The sequence below is a fragment of the Pseudomonas sp. LY-1 genome, assembly GCF_053502595.1.
In genome coordinates, this window is the sequence record NZ_CP094353.1 from 2,284,698 (window position 1) to 2,306,175 (window position 21,478).

At 61.5% G+C, this 21,478-nt stretch carries 19 protein-coding genes and 3 pseudogenes; 11 read left to right on the top strand and 11 right to left on the bottom strand.

Annotation, left to right across the window (positions count from 1 at the left end):
* Window positions 1-408 (bottom strand): ExbD/TolR family protein, encoded by a 408-nt coding sequence (locus MOQ67_RS10515; RefSeq protein WP_005786670.1) that lies wholly within the window; start codon window positions 406-408, stop codon window positions 1-3.
* 190 nt (window positions 409-598) lie between these two features.
* Here MOQ67_RS10515 and MOQ67_RS10520 point away from each other — a divergent pair, with 190 nt between their 5' ends.
* A complete protein-coding gene (locus tag MOQ67_RS10520) occupies window positions 599-1,153 on the top strand; it encodes a GNAT family N-acetyltransferase (RefSeq protein ID WP_193041131.1) in 555 nt (184 codons plus the stop codon).
* A complete protein-coding gene (locus MOQ67_RS10525; RefSeq protein WP_198718821.1) occupies window positions 1,150-2,724 on the top strand; it encodes an alkaline phosphatase D family protein in 1,575 nt (524 codons plus the stop codon). The genes MOQ67_RS10520 and MOQ67_RS10525 overlap by 4 nt, the downstream gene beginning before the upstream one ends.
* On the opposite strand, the gene MOQ67_RS10530 is transcribed toward MOQ67_RS10525, so the two are convergent.
* Window positions 2,721-3,347: a hypothetical protein gene (locus MOQ67_RS10530; protein ID WP_017846825.1), complete on the bottom strand. Its 627-nt coding sequence runs from the start codon at window positions 3,345-3,347 to the stop codon at window positions 2,721-2,723. The genes MOQ67_RS10525 and MOQ67_RS10530 overlap by 4 nt on opposite strands.
* An 89-nt stretch (window positions 3,348-3,436) precedes the next feature.
* Between MOQ67_RS10530 and MOQ67_RS10535 the strand changes: the two genes are divergently transcribed.
* Window positions 3,437-4,369 (top strand): LysR family transcriptional regulator, encoded by a 933-nt coding sequence (locus MOQ67_RS10535; protein ID WP_198718820.1) that lies wholly within the window; start codon window positions 3,437-3,439, stop codon window positions 4,367-4,369.
* A 97-nt stretch (window positions 4,370-4,466) separates the two neighbouring features.
* Here the strand turns inward: MOQ67_RS10535 and MOQ67_RS10540 are convergent.
* The 5 genes and pseudogenes from MOQ67_RS10540 to MOQ67_RS10560 form a co-directional block, all read right to left on the bottom strand.
* Window positions 4,467-4,733 (bottom strand): annotated as a pseudogene (locus MOQ67_RS10540) (PA2817 family protein); the annotation flags it as partial.
* Between the two features lie 87 nt (window positions 4,734-4,820).
* Window positions 4,821-5,087: pseudogene (locus MOQ67_RS10545) on the bottom strand (PA2817 family protein); the annotation flags it as partial.
* Window positions 5,088-5,174: 87 nt separating this feature from the next.
* A pseudogene (locus MOQ67_RS10550) lies at window positions 5,175-5,441 on the bottom strand (PA2817 family protein); the annotation flags it as partial.
* 87 nt (window positions 5,442-5,528) lie between these two features.
* The gene (locus MOQ67_RS10555) at window positions 5,529-5,936 is read right to left on the bottom strand and encodes a PA2817 family protein (protein ID WP_017846829.1); all 408 of its coding nucleotides are present in this window, start codon (window positions 5,934-5,936) and stop codon (window positions 5,529-5,531) included.
* A gap of 74 nt (window positions 5,937-6,010) precedes the next feature.
* On the bottom strand, window positions 6,011-8,458 hold the full coding sequence (locus tag MOQ67_RS10560; protein WP_177030704.1) for an acyl-CoA dehydrogenase: 2,448 nt from the start codon (window positions 8,456-8,458) through the stop codon (window positions 6,011-6,013).
* Window positions 8,459-8,660: 202 nt separating this feature from the next.
* On the opposite strand from MOQ67_RS10560, the gene MOQ67_RS10565 reads away from it, so the two are divergent.
* From MOQ67_RS10565 to MOQ67_RS10580, 4 genes are all read left to right on the top strand, one after another.
* Window positions 8,661-9,320, top strand: coding sequence for a transglutaminase-like domain-containing protein (locus MOQ67_RS10565; protein ID WP_017846831.1), 660 nt, complete (start codon window positions 8,661-8,663; stop codon window positions 9,318-9,320).
* 56 nt (window positions 9,321-9,376) lie between these two features.
* Entirely contained in the window at window positions 9,377-9,994 is a 618-nt protein-coding gene (locus MOQ67_RS10570; RefSeq protein WP_017846832.1) for a glutathione S-transferase family protein, read from the top strand.
* A gap of 134 nt (window positions 9,995-10,128) precedes the next feature.
* Window positions 10,129-11,061 (top strand): ABC transporter ATP-binding protein, encoded by a 933-nt coding sequence (locus MOQ67_RS10575; protein ID WP_017846833.1) that lies wholly within the window; start codon window positions 10,129-10,131, stop codon window positions 11,059-11,061.
* Window positions 11,058-11,837, top strand: a complete 780-nt coding sequence (locus MOQ67_RS10580) for an ABC transporter permease (protein WP_017846834.1) — start codon at window positions 11,058-11,060, stop codon at window positions 11,835-11,837. Before MOQ67_RS10575 ends, MOQ67_RS10580 begins: the two co-directional genes overlap by 4 nt.
* A 133-nt stretch (window positions 11,838-11,970) precedes the next feature.
* Here the strand turns inward: MOQ67_RS10580 and MOQ67_RS10585 are convergent, their stop codons facing one another.
* Entirely contained in the window at window positions 11,971-12,516 is a 546-nt protein-coding gene (locus MOQ67_RS10585; protein ID WP_198718341.1) for a TetR/AcrR family transcriptional regulator, read from the bottom strand.
* 91 nt (window positions 12,517-12,607) lie between these two features.
* Between MOQ67_RS10585 and MOQ67_RS10590 the strand changes: the two genes are divergently transcribed.
* The 4 genes from MOQ67_RS10590 (at window position 12,608) to MOQ67_RS10605 (ending at window position 18,934) form a co-directional block, all read left to right on the top strand.
* Window positions 12,608-13,801, top strand: a complete 1,194-nt coding sequence (locus MOQ67_RS10590; RefSeq protein ID WP_198718342.1) for an MFS transporter — start codon at window positions 12,608-12,610, stop codon at window positions 13,799-13,801.
* A 106-nt stretch (window positions 13,802-13,907) separates the two neighbouring features.
* On the top strand, window positions 13,908-15,056 hold the full coding sequence (locus tag MOQ67_RS10595) for a TDT family transporter (RefSeq protein WP_017846837.1): 1,149 nt from the start codon (window positions 13,908-13,910) through the stop codon (window positions 15,054-15,056).
* A 58-nt stretch (window positions 15,057-15,114) separates the two neighbouring features.
* A complete protein-coding gene (locus MOQ67_RS10600; protein WP_198718343.1) occupies window positions 15,115-16,989 on the top strand; it encodes an MFS transporter in 1,875 nt (624 codons plus the stop codon).
* 175 nt (window positions 16,990-17,164) lie between these two features.
* On the top strand, window positions 17,165-18,934 hold the full coding sequence (locus MOQ67_RS10605; protein WP_198718344.1) for a M91 family zinc metallopeptidase: 1,770 nt from the start codon (window positions 17,165-17,167) through the stop codon (window positions 18,932-18,934).
* Window positions 18,935-19,000: 66 nt separating this feature from the next.
* On the opposite strand, the gene sugE is transcribed toward MOQ67_RS10605, so the two are convergent.
* The 3 genes from sugE to rdgC all read right to left on the bottom strand — a co-directional run bounded on the left by sugE (window position 19,001) and on the right by rdgC (window position 21,462).
* Window positions 19,001-19,315: a quaternary ammonium compound efflux SMR transporter SugE gene (gene sugE, locus MOQ67_RS10610; protein WP_017846842.1), complete on the bottom strand. Its 315-nt coding sequence runs from the start codon at window positions 19,313-19,315 to the stop codon at window positions 19,001-19,003.
* A 106-nt stretch (window positions 19,316-19,421) separates the two neighbouring features.
* Entirely contained in the window at window positions 19,422-20,387 is a 966-nt protein-coding gene (locus MOQ67_RS10615; protein ID WP_017846843.1) for a bile acid:sodium symporter family protein, read from the bottom strand.
* A gap of 154 nt (window positions 20,388-20,541) precedes the next feature.
* Window positions 20,542-21,462: a recombination-associated protein RdgC gene (gene rdgC, locus MOQ67_RS10620; RefSeq protein ID WP_017846844.1), complete on the bottom strand. Its 921-nt coding sequence runs from the start codon at window positions 21,460-21,462 to the stop codon at window positions 20,542-20,544.
* Window positions 21,463-21,478 lie beyond the last annotated feature (16 nt).

Sequence of the window (21,478 nt, forward strand, 5' to 3'; positions counted from 1 at the left end):
TCAGGACTTACGCGTGGCGATGGACACGGAGGTAAAGCCACCCAGACGTAGGGTGTCCATCACCTCCACCAGGCGCGAAACCTCCACGCCCTTGTCGCTGTTGACGATGATCGTCGACTTGGTATCCGGCTTTTCCGCCGCCTTCAGCGCCGGTACCAGAGCGTCGACCGTGAGGTCCTTGCCGTCCAGTTGCAACTGGCCTTCCAGGCCCAGGGTGAGGATGAATTTGTTCTGCGGCTTGAGCTGCTGCGAACTGCTGGCGCTGGGCAGTTGAGTCTTCATGCCGAGTGCCGGAATCACGTTCAGACTCACGAGTACGAAAAACACCAGGAGGAACATCATCACGTCGATCATCGGGATCAGTTCGATGTGTGCCTTGCGTTTTTTCGGTTCATCCCAGGTTCTCATTCCGCTACCCCGTTATTGAATTAGGGGCGACACGCTAACAACGGAAAATGACCGAACGGTTAACTTTAATTTACGTTTTGACGTGTCTAGGACGTGTCTTACAGATTGGTTTCCGGTCAATTTCACGACGTAATGAAACTGAAACGCCGGGGGTACATTCTCGAAAAATTTACACCGAGAGCCGTCTTGTATGAGTCAGTCATTGCCGCATTTGTTGACTTCGCGTTTACTGTTGCGGGCGCTGGAAAGCGACCAGGCCGCGGTACTTTCCAGCCTCGCCAACGGGCCGAAGATTGCTGACAACACGGCCAACATTCCATCGCCCTATACCCTGGAAACGGCCCGGACGTTTATTGACGAGATGCAAGACAAATACCGCGCCGGCGATCTGTTGAGCCTGGGCATGCACCTGCGCGAAACCGGCGAATTGATCGGTATCGTCAGTCTGCGTCTCAATGCGCGTCACCACTACGGGCACCTGGGTGGATGGGTGGCGGCGCACTGTCGCAACCAAGGCTATGCGGCCGAGGCGGCGCGTGCGGTGATGGACTTCGGGTTCACCGAACTGGGCCTGTACCGAGTGGGCAGCCAATGCTTTGGCCGCAACAAGGAGTCGGCGCGGGTCATGGAGAAAATCGGCCTGCTGTACGAAGGCTGTATGCGCGCCGCGTTTCTCAAGAATGGGGTGTATGAGGACTTGCTCGGGTTTGCGACCGTGCGCAATGACTGGGAGCGCCTGGCGTGAGTCGCGCGGTTGACCATGATCGGCGCCGGGTGCTGGCCGGGCTGGCGCTGGCCACCACCTTTTCGATCCTCAGCCCGTTTGCCCGCAGTGCGGGGATCGATTATCCGTTCACGTTGGGCGTGGCCTCGGGTGATCCGTTGCCGGATGGTTTCGTGATCTGGACGCGCCTGGCGCCGTTGTTCAATGCGGCGGACGGTCGCGGCGGGTTGGCGCGTGCGGTGCCGGTGCGTTGGCGGGTCGCCAGCGATGCGGGGATGACGCGCATTGTGAGGCAGGGTGAGGTGATGGCGAGTGAGCGCTTTGCCCACTCCGTGCATGTGGAAGTCGCGGGGCTGGAAGCCGGCAGGCCGTATTGGTATCAGTTCGAAGGGTTGGGGGCGCAGAGCGCGGTGGGGCAGTCGCGTACCGCGCCGGCTTTGCATGCCCTGGCGACGGCGCGCTTGGGGTTCGTGTCGTGCTCCCACTGGGAACGCGGGTACTTCAGTGCCTATCGTCACCTGGCGGCGGAGCAGCCGGACCTGGTGTTTTTCCTCGGTGACTATATCTACGACAGTTCCTACGCGGCCGACTCGGGAAAAGTCATTCGTTCCCACGGCAGCGGCAACGCGCTGACCCTGAGCGACTATCGCAACCGCTATGCGCTGTACAAGACCGATCCGGATCTCCAGGCCTTGCACGCGGCGGCGCCCAGCGTGGCGACCTGGGACGATCACGAGGTGCAGAACGACTATGCCAGCCGCTGGTCCCAGGACCCGAAGGTTGCCGTGGCGCAGTTTCTCAAGCAGCGGGCGGCGGCGTATCAGGCCTATTATGAGCATATGCCGCTGCGCGTGAGCAGCCTGCCCAACGGGCCGGATATGCGCGTTTATCGGCGCCTGGACTACGGCCGCCTGGCACGTTTCCATGTGCTCGACGGTCGACAGTATCGCTCCGAGCAACCGTGCATTCAGACCAACGGCAGCCATCAGGGCCACATCGCCGCCAACACCTGCAGCGACTTGCGCGACCCCGCTCGCACCATGCTCGGTTGGCAGCAGGAGGCCTGGCTGGACCAAGGGTTTGCCCAGTCGAAAGCGCAATGGAACGTGATCGCCCAGGACTTGCTGGTGGCGCCGCTGCTGCAGCGCGACCTGACCCAGCACACGCTGGGCCATTGGACCGATGGTTGGGATGGCTACATGGCGAACCGTTCACGAATGCTCGCGTCCATCGCGCGCCACCAGCTCAACAACCCGGTGTTCTGGGGCGGCGATATACATTCATTCTGGGCCACCGATTTGCATGCCGATGCCAACAACCCGGACTCGCCCGTGCTCGCCACCGAGTTCGTCGGCACCTCGGTGACCTCCGATGGGCCGCCTTACGACGCCTTCACCCAGATGCTGCCGCAGAATCCCCATGTGAAGTTTTTCGACAGCCGCCAGCGCGGGTATGTATCGGTGACGCTGGATGCCCAGCGCATGCTCACGCACTTTCGTGTGATTACCGATCCGCGTGACCCGGCCGCCACGGTGTCGACGCTCAAGTCGTTCGTGGTGGAACCGGGACGGGCCGGGGCGATCGCGGTTTAATCCAGGCTGTAGCGCACCGACAGCGTGCCCTTTTTCTCCGACACGGCCAGGATCGTCACCTGGCCCAATTCGCCTAATGCCTGCACATGCGTGCCACCACAGGCATACGCGGGCAACTCGCCGAAGCCGACTTCGCGGATGCCGTCTTCCAGGCGCATCTGGCGCGGGTAGTCGGCGGCGATCCAGTGGTCGAGTTGTTGTTGAAGCGTGTCGGCCTCCATGGCTTGTGCGCTTTCGCCGCGGATAAAGGTGATCTTGCCTTCGCCCGGCCAGTGGTGAGCCTTGATCGGCATCCAGCCCAACGCCTCGCCGGCGTTGCCGATCAAGTGTCCGGCGGAATGCAGGCGGGTGTGCAAGGCACGGCGTGGTGCATCGACCCGTGCGTTGATCGGGCCCGGTTCTACGGGCTGGTCGAGGTAATGCACCACGCGCTCCGCCTCCTGGGTCACCCGCAGCACCCGGCTGTCGCCCAGCCAGCCGGTGTCGAATGGCTGGCCGCCGCCCTGGGGGTGGAAAATCGTCGACTGCAGCGTGACCGCAAACTGCTCTTCGTGGGCGGTGCAGCTCAGCACTTCAAGCTCGGCGGTCAGGTGGTCGTGGGTGAAAAACAGGCGCTCGGTCATCGTCTACATCCGCATCAAGGTTCTGCGGGCAGTATAAATAGTGCGCAGATGGGTGATAATCCGTTCAATTATCAATGGACTTGTGCGTCATGAGCATCAATCTTCCTTTGCCGCTGCTGGGTGAAATGGCGATTTTCGTCAAAGTGGTGGAAGCCGGCAGTTTTTCTGCGGCAGCGCGACAACTGAGCGTGTCGCCTTCGGCGGTGAGCCGCAGCATCTCGCGTCTCGAACAGGCGTTGGCCACGCGCCTGCTGCAACGCACCACGCGCAAACTGCGTTTGAGCGAGGGCGGCGAAGAGGTGTTCAAGCGTTGCCAGGAGATGGTCAACGCGGCGCGCTCGGTGATGGAAATCAGCGGCCAGTTCACCCACGAAGCCGAGGGCCTGGTGCGGGTCAGCGTGCCCAAGGCGGTGGGGCGGTTCGTGGTGCATCCGTATATGCCGGAATTTCTGCGGCGCTATCCCAAGGTCGATGTGCAACTGATCCTCGAGGACCGGCAGGTGGACCTGATCGATGACAACGTCGACCTGAGTATCCGTATCACCGACAGCCCGCCGCCGGGCCTGGTGGGGCGGCAATTACTGCCCATCGAACACGTGTTGTGCGCGACGCCGCAGTACCTGGCCGAGCACGGCACGCCGAGTCATCCCCATGATCTGCTGGCGCACAGCTGCATCTACCTGGGCGAAACCCCGGGGGACTCGCGCTGGAAGTTTCGCCGGGCGGGCAAGGCGGTCACGGTGGGCGTGCGGGGGCGGTATGCGGCGAACCACACCGGCGTGCGCCTGGATGCGGTGTTGCAGCATGTGGGGATTGGCAGCTTGCCGTATTTCACTGCGCGGCATGCGTTGGATGAGGGGCGCCTGGTGCAGGTGTTGCCTGAGTGGGACTTTATTGCGTCCTACCATGGCGAGGCCTGGCTGCTGCACTCGCCGACGCGGTACCTGCCGCCGAAGGTGCGGGTGTTCATTGATTACCTGGTGGCGTGCATGGCCACCGAGCCGACGCTGCGCCGAGGGTAGTGTGGGAGGGGGCTTGCCCCCGATAGTGGTGGATCAGTCATGCATGTATTGGCTGACACACCGCCATCGGGGGCAAGCCCCCTCCCACATTGAGTGGTCAGTGCTTGCTCTGGTCCTGCGGCATCGCCAGCAGCTGTTTTTCCTGGTTCCAGTCGAACGGTTCATCGTTCTGTTCGGCTTCAAAGCGACGCTCTTCCAGGGCCTGGTACAGGTCCAGTTCTTCGTCTGGCATGAAGTGCAGGCAATCGCCGCCGAAGAACCACAGTAGGTCGCGTGGCACCAGATGGGCGATTTGCGGGTAACGCAGGATGACCTGGCTCATCATGTCCTGGCCCAGGTACTGGCTCTCGGTAGTGTGGGAGGGGGCTTGCCCCCGATAGCGGTGGATCAGTCATGCATGTATTGGCTGACACACCGCCATCGGGGGCAAGCCCCCTCCCACATTGAATGATCAGTGCTTGCTCTGGTCCTGCGGCATCGCCAGCAGCTGTTTTTCCTGGTTCCAGTCGAACGGCTCGTCGTTCTGTTCGGCTTCAAAGCGACGCTCTTCCAGGGCCTGGTACAGGTCCAGTTCTTCATCGGGCATGAAGTGCAGGCAATCGCCGCCGAAGAACCACAGTAGGTCGCGTGGCACCAGATGGGCGATTTGCGGGTAACGCAGGATGACCTGGCTCATCATGTCCTGGCCCAGGTACTGGCTCTCGGTAGTGTGGGAGGGGGCTTGCCCCCGATAGCGGTGGATCAGTCATGCATGTATTGGCTGACACACCGCCATCGGGGGCAAGCCCCCTCCCACATTGAATGATCAGTGCTTGCTCTGGTCCTGCGGCATCGCCAGCAGCTGTTTTTCCTGGTTCCAGTCGAACGGCTCGTCGTTCTGTTCGGCTTCAAAGCGACGCTCTTCCAGGGCCTGGTACAGGTCCAGTTCTTCATCGGGCATGAAGTGCAGGCAATCGCCGCCGAAGAACCACAGCAGGTCGCGTGGCACCAGATGGGCGATTTGCGGGTAACGCAGGATGACCTGGCTCATCATGTCCTGACCCAGGTACTGGCTCTCGGTAGTGTGGGAGGGGGCTTGCCCCCGATAGCGGTGGATCAATCATGCATGTATTGGCTGACACACCGCCATCGGGGGCAAGCCCCCTCCCACATTGAATGATCAGTGCTTACTCTGGTCCTGCGGCATCGCCAGCAGCTGTTTTTCCTGGTTCCAGTCGAACGGTTCGTCGTTCTGTTCGGCTTCAAAGCGACGCTCTTCCAGGGCCTGGTACAGGTCCAGTTCTTCATCGGGCATGAAGTGCAGGCAATCGCCGCCGAAGAACCACAGCAGGTCGCGTGGCACCAGATGGGCGATTTGCGGGTAACGCAGGATGACCTGGCTCATCATGTCCTGGCCCAGGTACTGGCTTTCGATCGGATCGATCGGCAGCAGGGCGCGCAGTTCATCGAAACGCTCCAGGAACAGCAGGTGGCTTTCCTCGGGCACCTGTTCGGCTTCGCCGACGGCAACCAGGATGCTGCGCAGGTGGTCGAGCAAGACGAGATGATCGGCAACGACGTTGGACACGAGATAAGTCCTCAAAGCAAAAACGGGCGCGAGAGTATATAGCTCAAGCGCCCGTAATTATATGGCCTGGGGGATCAGCGGACTTTACCCGCGGCCTGGGCCAGTTCTTCCTTGCTGAAATCATCCACGTCGATCACCTTGCGCCGTGCCGCTTCGGCTTCACGCAGGGTTTGCGCCTCGGCCGGTTGCAGCACCCCGGCGTGCAGTGCGGCGTCGATGGCCGGTTCGCCGGCAGCCGGTTTGACCTGGCCGCTTTTGAGGGCCGCATGCAGTTTTTTCTGCAGCGGATGGCTGGCGGCGAGCAGGTCGCAGGCATGTTGCAGGGCGCCCACCGGGTCTTGCGCCGATTGCGGGCGGTAGCAGCCAGCCAGCAGTTCTTCGAGGGTCGGATCGCCCTTGGCGCGACCGATCACCGCGGCCACTTCGGCATCCAGCGCATCGGACGGGCCGGTATGGCGACGGCCGAACGGGAACACGATGACCCGCAGCAGGCAACCGAGCAGCTTGTTCGGGAAGTTGCTCAGCAGTTCATCCAGCGCGCGTTCGGCTTCGCCCAGGCTTTCTTCCATGGCCCAGGTGAACAGCGGTTCCAGGTGGTCCGGCGAATCCAGGTCGTGATAACGCTTGAGCGCCGCCGAAGCCAGGTACATATGGCTCAGCACATCGCCCAGGCGTGCCGACAGGCGTTCGCGGCGTTTCAACTCGCCGCCCAGCAGCATCATGCTCAGGTCGGCGAGCAGGGCGAACGCCGCAGCTTGGCGGTTCAGCGCGCGGAAGTAAGCCTGGCTCAAGCGGTTGCCGGGGGCTTTTTCGAAGTGGCCGAGACCCAGGTTGAGCACCAGGGTGCTGGCGGCGTTGCTCACGGCAAAGCCGATGTGCTGCATCAGCAGGCTATCGAATTCCTTGAGCGCCTGGTCGTGGTCTTCGCGGCCGGCCAGGGCCATTTCCTTGAGTACGAAGGGGTGGCAACGGATCGCGCCCTGGCCAAAGATCATCAGGTTGCGCGACAGGATATTTGCGCCTTCCACCGTGATGAAGATCGGCGCGCCTTGCCAACTGCGGCCCAGGTAGTTGTTCGGGCCCATGATGATGCCCTTGCCGCCGTGGACATCCATGGCGTGGCTGATGCATTCGCGGCCGCGCTCGGTCAGGTGGTACTTGAGGATCGCCGACAGCACCGAGGGTTTTTCGCCGAGGTCCACCGCGTTGGCGGTGAGCATGCGCGCGCTGTCCATCAGCCAGGCGTTGCCGCCGATGCGGGCGAGGGCTTCCTGGATACCTTCGAAGGCCGCCAGCGGCACGTTGAACTGCTCGCGCACCTGGGCGTATTGGCCGGTCACCAGGCTGGTGAACTTGGCTGCGCCGGTGCCGACCGCCGGCAGGGAAATCGAGCGGCCCACCGACAGGCAGTTCATCAGCATCATCCAGCCCTTGCCGAGCATGTCCTGGCCACCGATCAGGTAGTCCAGGGGGATGAACACGTCCTTGCCGGAGTTGGGCCCGTTCATGAACGCGGCGCCCAGCGGCAGGTGACGACGACCGATGTCAACGCCCGGCGTATCGGTGGGAATCAACGCGAGGCTGATGCCCAGGTCTTCTTCTTCGCCCAGCAAGTGGTCCGGGTCATGTGCCTTGAACGCCAGGCCGAGCAGGGTCGCGACCGGGCCCAGGGTGATGTAGCGTTTTTCCCAGTTCAGGCGCAGGCCGAGGGTTTCCTCGCCTTGCCATTGACCTTTGCAGATCACCCCGGTGTCGGGCATGGCGCCGGCGTCGGAGCCGGCCAGCGGGCCGGTCAGGGCGAAGCAGGGAATATCGTCGCCACGGGCCAGGCGCGGCAGGTAGTGGTTGCGTTGTTCATCGGTGCCGTAATGCAGCAGCAGCTCGGCCGGGCCGAGGGAGTTGGGGACCATCACGGTGGACGCCAGGTCGCCGCTGCGGGTCGCGAGTTTCATCGCCACCTGGGAGTGGGCATAGGCGGAGAAGCCTTTGCCGCCGTACTCCTTGGGAATGATCAGGGCGAAGAAACCATGGGTCTTGATGTGTTCCCAGGCGGCGGGTGGCAGGTCCATGGCCTGGCCGATTTGCCAGTCGCTGACCATCGCGCACAGTTCTTCGGTCGGCCCATCGATGAACGCCTGCTCTTCTTCGGTCAGGCGTGCCTTGGGGTAGGCGAGCAACGTGTTCCAGTCGGGGCGGCCGCTGAACAGCTCGCCGTCCCACCAGACGGTGCCGGCGTCGATGGCATCGCGCTCGGTCTCGGACATTGGCGGCAAGACCTTCTGAAACCAACTGAACAGCGGCTTGGTGACGTATTCGCGGCGCAGGTCGGGCAGCAGCAGCGGCGCGGCCACGATGGCAATCAACACCCAGCAGATCAGCAGCAGCCAACCCGGTGCGTGGCTCCAGGCGCCCATCGCCAGCAGGTAAACGGCGACCACGCCCAGGGCGGGCAGGGGCGCGGTGCGGCGGTGTGCCAGGTAGGCAATGCCGACCACCAGAACCAGTATCCACAACAACAACATATTCAATCCTCCGTGAAACCAGGGGCGAAACCACCGTTGAGCTTAGTCGGCATCCGAGAAAGCGCGGTGATCAGGGTGTGGCGAGTTGTACTGGAAGCACCTTGGGATCACCGATCACCAGGCGCCGACATTTGGCCGAATCGTCGTTATCGCTGTGGCGGACCTGTCGTTAGACTCCAGGCTTCCCCCGGAGATCAAACCCATGGAAACGTACCTGAATCCCAGCCGCTTCATCGATAGTGACCACCCTGCGGTGGTGGAGTTCGCCGAAAAACATCGCGGTTCCAGCGCGGATTCAGGTGACCAGGCAGTCAGTCTTTATTACGCCGTGCGTGAGGCGGTGCGCTACAACCCCTATACCTTCAGCCGCGACCCCAATACCCTGAACGCCAGCTTCGCCCTGGCTGCCGGCCAGAGCTACTGCGTGCCCAAGGCCACCTTGCTCGCCGCCTGCGCACGGCACTGCGGGATTGCGGCGCGCATCGGCCTGGCGGATGTGCGCAATCACCTGTCGACGCCACGCCTGATCGCGCTGCTCAAAAGCGATGTGTTCGCCATGCACGGTTATACCGAGTTGTACCTGAACGGGCGCTGGGTCAAAGCCACGCCGGCGTTCAACCAGCAATTGTGCGAGCTGTTCGATGTGCCGCCGCTGGCTTTCGATGGGATCAACGACAGTGTGTTCCACGCCTTCAATCGCCAGGGCAAGCGCTCGATGGAGTACCTGGTGGACCATGGGCAATTTGCGGATGTGCCCGAAGATTTCTTCTTTGCCCACCTGGAGAAATGTTACCCGCACCTGTTTGGCGAGCAGATGCCGAGCGTGCTGGGTGACATGCAGGGCGATTTAAGCCGCCCGTGAACCGGCGTATGCTGCTGCGTTCATCAAGCCATGTTCATCAACAATAAGGCGCGGTCATGCTGAAGATCTGGGGGCGTAAAAATTCATCGAACGTCAGGAAAGTCCTGTGGTGCGCCGAGGAACTCGGCCTGGACTATGAGGCCATCGATGCGGGCGGGGCGTTTGGCGTGGTGGACACGCCGCAATACCGCGCATTGAACCCGAACGGCCGGGTGCCGATGATCGAAGACGGCGACTTTGTGCTGTGGGAATCCAACACCATCGTGCGTTACCTCTGCGCCAAGCAGGCGTCGAACTGGTACCCGAGCGACGTGAAGGCGCGGGCCAGTGCCGAAAAATGGATGGACTGGACCACCTCGACCCTCGCCGAGCCGTTCAAGGCGGTGTTCTGGGGCGTGGTACGCACCCCGGCGGAAAAACAGAACTGGGACAGCATCAACGCCGGGCGCCAGGCCTGCATCGATGCACTCGGCACCGTGGAGAAGGCGCTCGCCGAACAGCCCTACCTGTCGGGCGACGCCATCGGCATGGGCGATATCCCCTTGGGCTGCTTTGTTTACGCCTGGTTTGAAATGCCCATCGAACGCCCGGCCATGCCCCACCTGGAGGCTTGGTACCAACGCCTGCAACAGCGCCCGGCGTACCGCAAAGCGGTGATGACCGCGTTGACCTGATACTGACTATTAATACAGGTGACTGTACTTGTGCGGCGCGGGCAAGCACCATGTTTGTCATGCGCCGCCGTTGAACGATGCGCGGTGTGCCCTCATCTATTGTCCCTATTCCCTTCTTTGGTGCGTATTCCGCTATGAGTTCCGCTCTGTCCATCCGGCAGCTAACCAAAACCTACGGCAACGGTTTCCAGGCCCTGAGTGGTATCGATCTGGACGTTGCCGAAGGTGATTTCTTCGCCTTGCTCGGCCCCAACGGCGCCGGCAAATCCACCACCATCGGCATTCTCTCGACCCTGGTCAACAAGACCAGCGGCACGGTGAATATCTTCGGCCATGACCTGGACAAATCCCCGGCGGCGCTCAAGCGTTGCATCGGCGTGGTGCCCCAGGAATTCAACTTCAACCAGTTCGAAAAGACCTTCGACATCGTCGTGACCCAGGCCGGCTACTACGGCATCCCGTCGAAAGTCGCCAAGGAACGCGCCGAGCAGTACCTGACCCAACTGGGCCTGTGGGACAAGCGCGACGTGCCTTCGCGTTCGCTCTCCGGCGGCATGAAGCGACGCTTGATGATCGCCCGCGCGCTGGTCCACGAACCGCGCCTGCTGATCCTCGATGAGCCCACCGCGGGGGTGGACATTGAACTGCGTCGCTCGATGTGGACCTTCCTCACCGAGCTGAACCAGAAAGGCATCACCATCATCCTCACCACCCATTACCTGGAAGAGGCTGAGCAACTGTGCCGCAACATCGGCATCATCGACCACGGCACCATTGTCGAGAACACCAGCATGCGCAACCTGCTGGGCCAGTTGCATGTGGAAACCTTCCTGCTCGACCTGAAGACCGAACGGTCGGCGCCGCCGCAATTGCTCGGCTACCCATGCCGCCTGGTGGACAGCCGTACCCTGGAAGTCCAGGTGGATAAAGCCATGGGCATCACCGCGCTGTTCGGCCAATTGGCGACCCAGCACATCGAAGTGCTGAGCCTGCGTAACAAAACCAATCGCCTTGAGGAGTTGTTTGTGTCCCTGGTGGAAAAAAACCTGGCGAAGGTGGCGGTATGAATTCTGAACTGCAACCCAACCTCATCGCCCTGCAAACCATCGTCTACCGCGAAGTGAAACGCTTTACCCGGATCTGGCCGCAGACTCTGCTGCCGCCGGCGATCACCATGGTCCTGTACTTCGTGATCTTCGGTAACCTGATCGGCCGGCAGATCGGTGGCATGGGCGGTTTCACCTACATGGAGTACATCGTGCCGGGCCTGATCATGATGTCGGTGATCACCAACTCCTACGGCAACGTGGTGTCGAGTTTCTTCGGCAGCAAGTTCCAGCGCTCCATCGAAGAACTGATGGTTTCGCCGGTGTCACCGCACACCATTCTGATCGGCTACACCTTGGGCGGCGTGCTGCGTGGCTTGATGGTCGGCGTGATCGTGACCTTGTTGTCGCTGTTCTTCACCCAACTGCAAGTGCATCACCTCGGCATCACCCTGGTGGTGGTGGTGCTGACGGCGACGATCTTCTCGCTGCTGGGCTTCATCAACGCGGTGTTTGCCCGCAACTTCGATGACATTTCGATCATCCCGACCTTCGTGCTGACGCCGCTGACCTACCTGGGCGGGGTGTTCTACTCCATCACCTTGCTGCCGCCGTTCTGGCAGACCGTGTCGCTGGCCAACCCGGTGCTGCACATGGTCAACGCCTTCCGCTACGGCATCCTGGGCGTGTCGGATATCCGGATCAGCGTGGCGATCACCTTCATGGTCGTGGCCACTGCGGTGTTGTACATCGGTTGCGCGCGGTTGCTGGTGAGCGGGCGCGGGATGCGGACGTAACGCCGGATTGCACACCGTAAAAAATGTGGGAGCGGGCTTGCTTGCGATAGCCGTGGATCAGTCAGCGATACAGTGACTGACCTAGCGCAATCGCGAGCAAGCCCGCTCCCACATTGGTTTCTGAATAGCGTCTTTACCCTTGCAGCGCCAACTCGATCAGCGCGTGCAGCTCATCCACCGCCAGCGGCGCGGTGGAGAACAGAATGCGAAACACCGTCGGCGCCGCCAGCAGGTTGATCAGGCGGTCCGCGCTCGGCGGTGGCGGCGTGGCGTTCGGGTAGCGCTCGACGATCGTTTGAAGCTGCCCGCTCAGGATGCTCACGCAATACCCTGGCGTCTGGCTGGATTGCACATCGCGCATCATGTTGCGCCCCGGCTCTGAACTCATCTCATCCAGGTATTGCTCGGCCCACGCCCGCAGGTCGCCGCGCAGGCTGCCGGTGTTGGCCGGCGCGCTGTCCGGGCGCATGCGCGCCAGGGCCACATCGGCGAGCAACACCGAGAGGTCGCCCCAGCGGCGGTAGATGGTCGACGGCGTGACGCCTGCGCGCGCCGCGATCATCGGTACGGTGACGCTGGACCGCTCATGGGTTTCCAGCAGTTCGCGCACCGCCGAATGGACGGATTCTTGTACCCGGGCACTACGGCCCCCCGGGCGGAGGCCTTCTTTTATCGCCATGCCTGTGACCTTAACACAAAGAATTTGCTTTAAGCGGCGAGCAGTAGCACACTCGACAAAAGCAAAATATTAGCTTTAGCGGAGCGTGCCCATGTCCAGCCTCACTTCTCATCGTTCCAGCCTGGTGTTCCTGGCGATCACCTTGCTGACGTTCCTGGCGGCCTCCAGCGCGCCGACGCCGTTGTATCACCTGTACCAGGAGGGCCTGCATTTTTCCTCGGGCATGCTCACACTGGTCTTCGGGGTCTACGCCTTGAGCTTGCTGGCGGCGCTGTTGACCGTGGGTTCGCTGTCGGATCACCTGGGGCGCAAGCCGGTGATTTTTGCCGCACTGGCCCTGAATATGCTGGCGATGCTGCTGTTTATCAATGAGAGCAGCGTGGCCTGGCTGATCGCCGCACGGACGCTGCAGGGTTTCGCCACCGGCATGGCCACCGCGGTATTGGGCGCGGCCCTGCTCGACACCGACCGCCAACAGGGGCCGCTGGTCAATAGCGTCGCGCCCTTGCTGGGCATGGCTTGTGGCGCGATGGGCAGCAGCCTGCTGGTGGAATTCGCGCCGCTGCCCACCCAGTTGATCTACTGGACACTGCTCGCGCTGATGCTCGGGCAGGCCATGTATGTGTGGCGTTTACCGGAAACCGTCAGCCGCATCCCCGGCGCGCTGGCGTCATTGCGCCCGACTTTGCACGTGCCGCCGCAAGCGCGCCGGGCGTTGTGGCTGTCGTTGCCGGTGGACGTGGCGGTGTGGGCCATGGGCGGCTTCTATTTGTCCCTGGCGCCGTCGCTGGTACGGGCGGCGACCGGCTCGACCTCCAACCTGATCGGTGGCGGCCTGGTCGCGGTGTTGACCTTGAGCGGCGCGCTGATGATTTTCAGCCTGCGCAATCGCCCGGCCCACAAGGTCCTGCGGTTGGGCGCCAGCCTGCTGGCCGTTGGCGTGGCGCTGATCCTCGTGGCGGTCCACAGCGCCAGCCTGCCGCTGTTTTTCATCGCCACGTTGATCGCCGGCAGTGGTTTTGGCGCGGGCTTTCTCGGGGCCTTGCGCAGTGTGGTGCCGCTGGCCTTGCCCCATGAGCGGGCGGGGTTGATGTCGGCGTTTTACGTGCTGAGCTACCTGGCGTTCTGCCTGCCGTCTTTGCTGGCGGGCAATCTGATCCGCAGTTTTGGCCTCATCGCCACCACCGACGGCTATGGTGTCGTGCTGATCATGCTGACCCTCGGCGCCCTGGCCGGGTTGCTGCGCCAGGATGCATTGCGGGTCGGGTGCAAGGGCAGCGCCTGATTCTATATTGGTGAAATAGATAACAGTTAGAGATATTACCCGTTATATAGATATGCGCTCAGGTTCTACCATGGCCCAACCTCCTACGAGGAAGAGGATTACCATCATGACCTGCTCGACCACCCTGAACTACAAACCCTTCAGCCACCTGGCCCGTCCGCGGGAAGTGATCCGCCAGTTCACCCCGAACTGGTTCGCCGCCACCATGGGCACCGGGGTGTTGGCGCTGGCGCTGGCGCAACTGCCGGTCAACCTGCCCGGCATGTACGCCATCGCCGAAGGGCTGTGGCTGTTCACCATCGGCTTGTTCATCCTGTTCAGCGCCTTGTATGCGGCGCGCTGGGTGATGTTTTTCGACGAAGCGCGACGGATCTTCGGGCACTCCACGGTGTCGATGTTCTTCGGCACCATTCCCATGGGCCTGGCTACGCTGCTCAACGGTTTGCTGCTGTTCGGCCTGCCGCGCTGGGGTGCTGGTGTGGTGCCGCTGGCCGAAGCGCTGTGGTGGCTGGATGTGGCGATGGCAGTGGCCTGCGGTGTGCTGATTCCGTTCATGATGTTCACGCGCCAAGAACACAGCATCGACCAGATGACCGCCGTCTGGCTGTTGCCGGTGGTCGCCGCTGAAGTCGCCGCTGCCAGCGGTGGCTTGTTGGCGACGCACCTGGCGGATGCCCACGGGCAACTGGTGATGCTGGTGACCAGCTACGTGCTGTGGGCATTTTCCCTGCCGGTGGCGTTCAGCATTCTGACCATCCTGATGCTGCGCATGGCCCTGCATAAGCTGCCCCACGCCAACATGGCCGCGTCGAGCTGGCTGGCACTTGGCCCGATCGGCACCGGCGCCCTCGGTATGCTGCTGCTGGGCGGCGATGCACCGGCGATCTTCGCCGCCAATGGCTTGCCCACTGTCGGTGAAATCGCCTACGGCCTGGGCCTGATCGCCGGGATTACCCTGTGGGGCTTCGGTTTGTGGTGGATGCTGATCGCGGTGCTGATCACCCTGCGTTACCTGCGCGCCGGTATCCCGTTCAACCTGGGCTGGTGGGGCTTCACCTTTCCGTTGGGGGTCTACGCCCTGGCCACGTTGAAGCTGGCGAATGTGTTGCACCTGGGGTTCTTCAGCGTAGTGGGTGGCGTGCTGGTGCTGGCGTTGGCGCTGATGTGGCTGGTCGTCGCCAAGCGCACCGTGCAGGGGGCCTATAAAGGTGAGCTTTTTGTTTCGCCGTGTATTGCAGGATTAGGGAATAAGTAAGCGGGATTAGGTAAAGTCGTGGCCTGAAAAAAAACCAGGCCACGCAGGAACACGGACGATGAGCCACCCCTCACAATTCACCTTGCTGCGCACACGGCGCTTTCTGCCGTTCTTCATTACCCAGTTGCTGGGTGCCTTCAACGACAACATCTTCAAGCAATCGCTGATCCTGGCGATTCTCTACAAGTTGACCATCGACGGTGACCGCGCCATCTGGGTCAACCTGTGCGCCTTGTTGTTTATCCTGCCGTTCTTCCTGTTCTCGGCGCTGGCCGGGCAGTTTGGCGAGAAATTCAACAAGGACGCGCTGATCCGTGCGATCAAGGTCGGCGAGATCGTGATCATGGCCGTCGGCGCGACGGGTTTCCTGTTCAATCATCTGGAACTGATGCTGCTGGCGTTGTTTGCCATGGGCACCCACTCGGCGCTGTTCGGTCCGGTGAAGTACTCGATCATGCCTCAGGCGCTGCGCGAGGATGAGCTGGTGGGCGGCAACGGCCTGGTGGAAATGGGCACGTTCCTGGCGATCCTCGCTGGCACCATCGGCGCCGGGATCATGATGTCGTCCGCCCATTACGCGCCGGTGGTGGCGGTGGCGATTGTCGGCGTGGCGCTGCTGGGTTACCTGGCCAGCCGCGGCATTCCGCGGGCGGCGGCGTCTTCGCCGCAACTGCGGCTGGACTGGAACATCTTCAGCCAGTCCTGGGCCACCTTGCGCCTGGGCCTGGGGCAGACCCCGGCGGTGTCGCGCTCGATCGTCGGCAACTCGTGGTTCTGGTTTGTCGGCGCGATCTACCTGACGCAGATCCCGGCCTACGCCAAGGAATGGTTGTACGGCGACGAAACCGTGGTGACCCTGATCCTCACGGTGTTCTCGGTGGGCATCGCGCTGGGCTCGATGCTCTGCGAAAAACTCTCCGGGCGTAAAGTGGAAATCGGCCTGGTGCCGTTTGGCTCCTTCGGCCTGACGGTGTTCGGCCTGCTGCTGTGGTGGCATTCCGGCGGCATGCCGCAGAACGTGCAGGCCAACGACTGGCTGGCGGTGCTCGGGTACGGCCAGGCCTGGTGGGTGTTGTTCGATATCCTCGGCCTGGGTGTGTTCGGCGGTTTCTATATCGTGCCGTTGTATGCACTGATCCAGTCGCGCACCGCCGAGAACGAACGGGCGCGGGTGATCGCCGCCAACAACATCCTCAACGCGCTGTTCATGGTGGTCTCGGCGATTGTGTCGATCCTGCTGCTGAGCGTGGCCAAGCTGTCGATCCCCGAGCTGTTCCTGGTGGTGTCGCTGCTCAACGTGGCGGTCAACGCCTACATCTTCAAGATCGTCCCCGAGTTCACCATGCGTTTCATGATCTGGCTGCTCAGCCATTCCATGTACCGCGTCGAGCATCGCAACCTGGAACTGATCCCGGACGAAGGTGCGGCCTTGCTGGTGTGCAACCACGTCTCGTTCGTCGATGCGCTGTTGATTGGTGGTGCGGTGCGTCGGCCGATTCGCTTTGTCATGTACTACAAGATCTACCGCTTGCCGGTGCTCAACTTCATCTTTCGCACCGCCGGGACGATTCCGATTGCCGGGCGTAATGAAGACATCCAGATCTACGAAAAAGCCTTCACACGAATTGCGCAGTACCTGAAGAACGGCGAGTTGGTGTGCATCTTCCCGGAAGGCAAGTTGACCAGTGACGGCGAGATGAACGAGTTCCGCGGTGGTGTGACGCGCATTCTGGAAGAGACGCCGGTGCCGGTGATTCCATTGGCGTTGCAGGGCTTGTGGGGGAGTTTTTTCAGCCGCGACCCTAACAAGGGCTTCTTTCATCGCATTTGGTCGCGCGTGACACTGGTGGTCGGCCAGCCGGTAACGGCGCAGGCAGCGACACCGTCGCACTTGCAGGGTTTGGTCGGGGAACTGCGGGGGGCGGTGAAGTAGCGAGCCGGGTTTACTCGGCATGCGTGCTGCTGGCGAGCGGTGTGGCGCCAGGATGTTCCGGCGTGACGCGGCTCCTTCATGCCCAGTCCGGTAATTTTTCACTCTATTGGAGGAACGTTTTCGGTCAGCACGCCACAGAGTTATCGTCTTCCTCTGCGTATGACGGGAGCTAACGATGGACTCTACTTCTACTTCTACTTCTACTTCTTCACCGCAGCCGCAGTTGGCTTACTCCGGCGAAGATCAAAAAGCCAACTCGGCCTATCGCGCGGCGAGTGATCCCGTCAGACAGGCCGCGCATGCGGCTCCGATCACTGCCAATGTGCCGTTTATGTACAACAATACTCATGGGCCATCCAGGGTGGAGATCGGTTCAGTCGAGGCTGGCCCGGTGACTTATGGCAGTGACTCCGATCTCCAGCGGCGTGCAAGGCAATCTGATGCTGCGCCGGCCGATTCATACTTCCAGAGCGCGCCCAGTCGTGAACAGGTTCGCGCCAAGGCCGAGGGCCAGCAAGGCAGTATTGATTTTGGCAGCCCTTCATCACCGTCTGCGCCGACCAAGGTCGACCCGAGTCGGGGATACCATGATGGCAATGTCAGCATTACTCGCGAACGTGGCACCTCGTCTCGAGCACAGCGGAATCATGAGACCCTTCGCATCAAAACCGGCAATGGTGATGATTCTATCCATATCGAAGAAAGCCGGGACGGTGGGCTCCTCGCGCAGATCAATGGGAAATCCTACGACATTCAACATCATGAAAATCCCGCAATCAAACAGGGCGTTGTGGTCGAAACCGGCGGGGGGAATGATGGCGTCAGCATCGGTTACGGGGGCAGTCGGGAAACGTTTATCTATGCCGGCGCGGGTAACGATACGGTTTACGCCGGGTCGGGCAAGACGAATGTGTTTGGCGGGGAGGGTTCTGACGTGATTAACCTGGGCAGCGGTGAAAGCTACGCTGAAGGTAATGATGGAAATGACTTTATCACCGGGGGCAGTGGCAATGCTGTGATTTACGGTGGCAAAGGCAGCGATGAATTGCGTGCAGGCGGAGGGCCAGATACCAAAACCAACTACGTGGATGGCGGGGAGGATAACGATCTGATTTATGGCGGAAGGGGGCACAACATTCTGCATGGCGGACCGGGCGATGACCATATCGTCGGGGGAGACAGCAATGCTATTTATACCGGGAGGGGGCGGGATACTGTCCAGACAACCAATGAAAATGATCGTGTCTTCGGACGGCGAGGGGTCGACGATCTGAGCCAGCTCCGTTCCCAGTCAGGCTTTCGGGAAGTCGCCCCCCTTGACGTCGGTCATCGCGGGATCAAAGTCGAAGGCAGCCCGGAGTTCCGCCAGCGTGTAAATGATGACCTTGAGTTTCTCAGAGGCTCGCCGGTGGGGCAGAGGGTGCTTGCAAAAATCGATTCGCTTGAAGCGCCTGTCAAGATCCGACAAGGGGCCGATGGTAGTTTCTATGACTACAGTGATCCAGGTCTCGGAGTTACGCGCAGCGATGAAGGCCGCCGTGCTGATTATGGCGACGGTTTTGTCAAAGACGGCGTTGCGGGCATACCTGCAACAGATCCGGTCCTGACGTATCAACCTAACTTCATTGTTCCGGGGGACCAACGGCCTCCGATCGTTGTTCTGCAACATGAGCTCGCCCATGCGATCAATTTTGGTGAAGGCTCTGCGCTGACAGGTACGACTTTTTCAGGCACCAAAATGGTGGGCTACGACTCAAATGGCCGACCCCGGTTCATGCCGGTGTACGAGGATAATTTTGAGCGCCAGGCGGTCGGACTCTTCACCAGCCACGCCCCCTATAAATTCGACCCGAATCTGCCGGCCTCCACCTACAACGTCTGGCCCTTCACCGAAAACGCGCTGCTCTACGAGTTTGGTCTGCCATTACGCCAGCGCTATACGTAACCGTGCGTCGATCATTGCTGCGGAGTAATTATGTAGGTGGGGCGCGAGACTGCGTGCCGGCAGAGGCTACGCGCTGATCTTGAGCCCCACCAACCCGGCGATGATCAACGCCACACTGGCCAACCGGAACAGCGCCATGGATTCCCCGAACAGGATAATCCCGGCGATCACCGTGCCCACTGCACCCACACCGGTCCAGATGGCGTAGGCGGTGCCCAGCGGCAATTCCTTCATGGCCAGCCCCAACAGGCCGAGGCTGATGGCCATGGCGGCAATCGTCAGGGCGGTGGGCAGCGGCTTGCTGAAGCCGTCGGTGTATTTCAAGCCGACGGCCCAGCCGACTTCGAACAGCCCGGCGAAAACCAGAATGATCCAGGACATGATGACCTCCCTCTATAAAAGCGGGGTCGTCCCCTGATGTGTACGCGATAGCGTCGCGGGGTCGTCCCCGCGGCGTTCGGTAGAGTGCCGAAGATTGATCGAGCGATCAAGTTTTTGCAGTGGCTTCCAGGGTGCGGCGGTCTTCCTTTTCGCTCATGCGGCGGAAGTACGTCGACAGCAGCGCTCCGGAAATATTGTGCCAGACGCTGAACAGCGCACTCGGCACCGCGGCCAGCGGCGAAAAATGCGCGCTGGCCAGCGCGGCACCCAGCCCGGAGTTCTGCATGCCCACTTCCAACGCCAGCGACTTGCGTTGCGCCAACGGCAGCTTGAACAGGCGGCCGGTGAAATAGCCCAGCACGTAACCGAAGCTGTTGTGCAGCATCACCACGGCCATGATCAGCAGGCCCGACTCGGCGATCTTGGCCTGGCTGGCGGCCACCACGGCGGCGACGATGATCACGATGCTCACCACCGATACCAGCGGCAGCACCTCCACCGCATGGCGGACCCGCTCGCCGAGCACACGTTGCGCCACCACGCCAAGCACGATCGGCAACAGCACCACTTGCAGGATCGACCAGAATAATTCCATGAACGACACCGGCAGCCAGGCCGAAGCCAGCAGCCAGATCAGCGCCGGGGTCAGCAGTGGCGCGAGGAGGGTGGTGACGGCGGCGATCGCCACCGACAACGCCAGGTCGCCACGGGCCAGCCAGGTCATCACGTTGGACGAGGTGCCGCTTGGGCAGCAGCCGACGAGGATCACGCCGACGGCGATTTCGGGCGGCAGGTTGAAGGCCCGGCACAGCAACCAGGCCACGCCCGGCATGATCACAAAGTGCGCGACCACGCCCAGGGCCACGCGCCACGGATGGCGGGCGACTTCGGCGAAGTCTTCGAGTTTGAGGGTCAGCCCCATGCCGAACATCACCAGGCCCAGCAGCGGGACGATGGCGCTTTTCAAGCCGATGAACCAGCCGGGTTCGACGAAGGCCAGCACGGCAAAGATCAACACCCAGTAGGCGAAGGTATTGCCGACGAAGCGACTCAAGGCGGCGAGTGCGCGCATGGGGAAGTCCTTATTATTAGGTGTACGGAAAAACCATTGTAGGAGCGAGCTTGTTCGCGAAAATCGTCAACGATGACGCGGGCATTTTGAATGCACGCGGCGCGCTCAGGTTTTTCGCGAGCAAGCTCGCTCCTACAGTAAGGCAATAGTGCGCTTAGATACCCTGTGGGGTCTCTTCGCCGCCCAGTGCTTCGATCAGCGCCGGCAGGAATTCGCCGAAGGTCAGCATCATCAGGGTAAAGCTGGCGTCCAGTTGGCCCAGGGCTTCGTCGCCACCGTCCTGTTCGGCCTGGTCCTGCAGCAGGTCTTCGAACTTCAGGCGCTTGACGGTCATCTTGTCGTCGAGCATGAAGGACAGCTTGTCCTGCCAGGCCAGCGACAGTTGGGTCACCACTTTGCCGGTGCTCAGGTGCAGCTGGATTTCTTCGCTGGTCAGGTCCTGGCGCTTGCAGCGCACGATGCCGCCGTCTTCGTGGGTGTCGCGCAGTTCGCATTCGTCGAGGACGAAGAAGTCATCGGCCGGTTTCTGGGTGGTGACCCAGTCGGTCATGACCGCGGTTGGCGCGGTTTTCACGGTGAGTGGGCGCACCGGCAGGGTGCCGATCACTTCACGCAGGGTCGACAGCAGGTCTTCGGCGCGTTTCGGGCTGGCCGAGTTGACCAGGATCAGGCCCTGTTTCGGCGCGATCGCGGCGAAGGTCGACGAACGACGGATAAACGCGCGCGGCAGGAAGGCCTGGATGATTTCATCCTTGATCTGGTCCCGTTCCTTTTTATAGACCTTGCGCATTTGCTCGGCTTCGATCTCTTCGACCTTCTCTTTCACGGCGTCACGCACCACGCTACCCGGCAGGATGCGTTCTTCCTTGCGCGCAGCGATCAGCAGGAAGTCACCGCTGACGTGAACCAGGGGAGCGTCTTCGCCTTTACCGAAAGGTGCGACGAAACCGTAAGTGGTCAACTCCTGGCTTGCACAAGGGCGCGCCAGTTTGGTGGCCATTGCAGTTTCCAACGCCTCGGCATCAACAGGCAGATCTTGGGTCAGGCGATAGATAAGCAGGTTCTTGAACCACATGGGGTGAGTCTCTCCT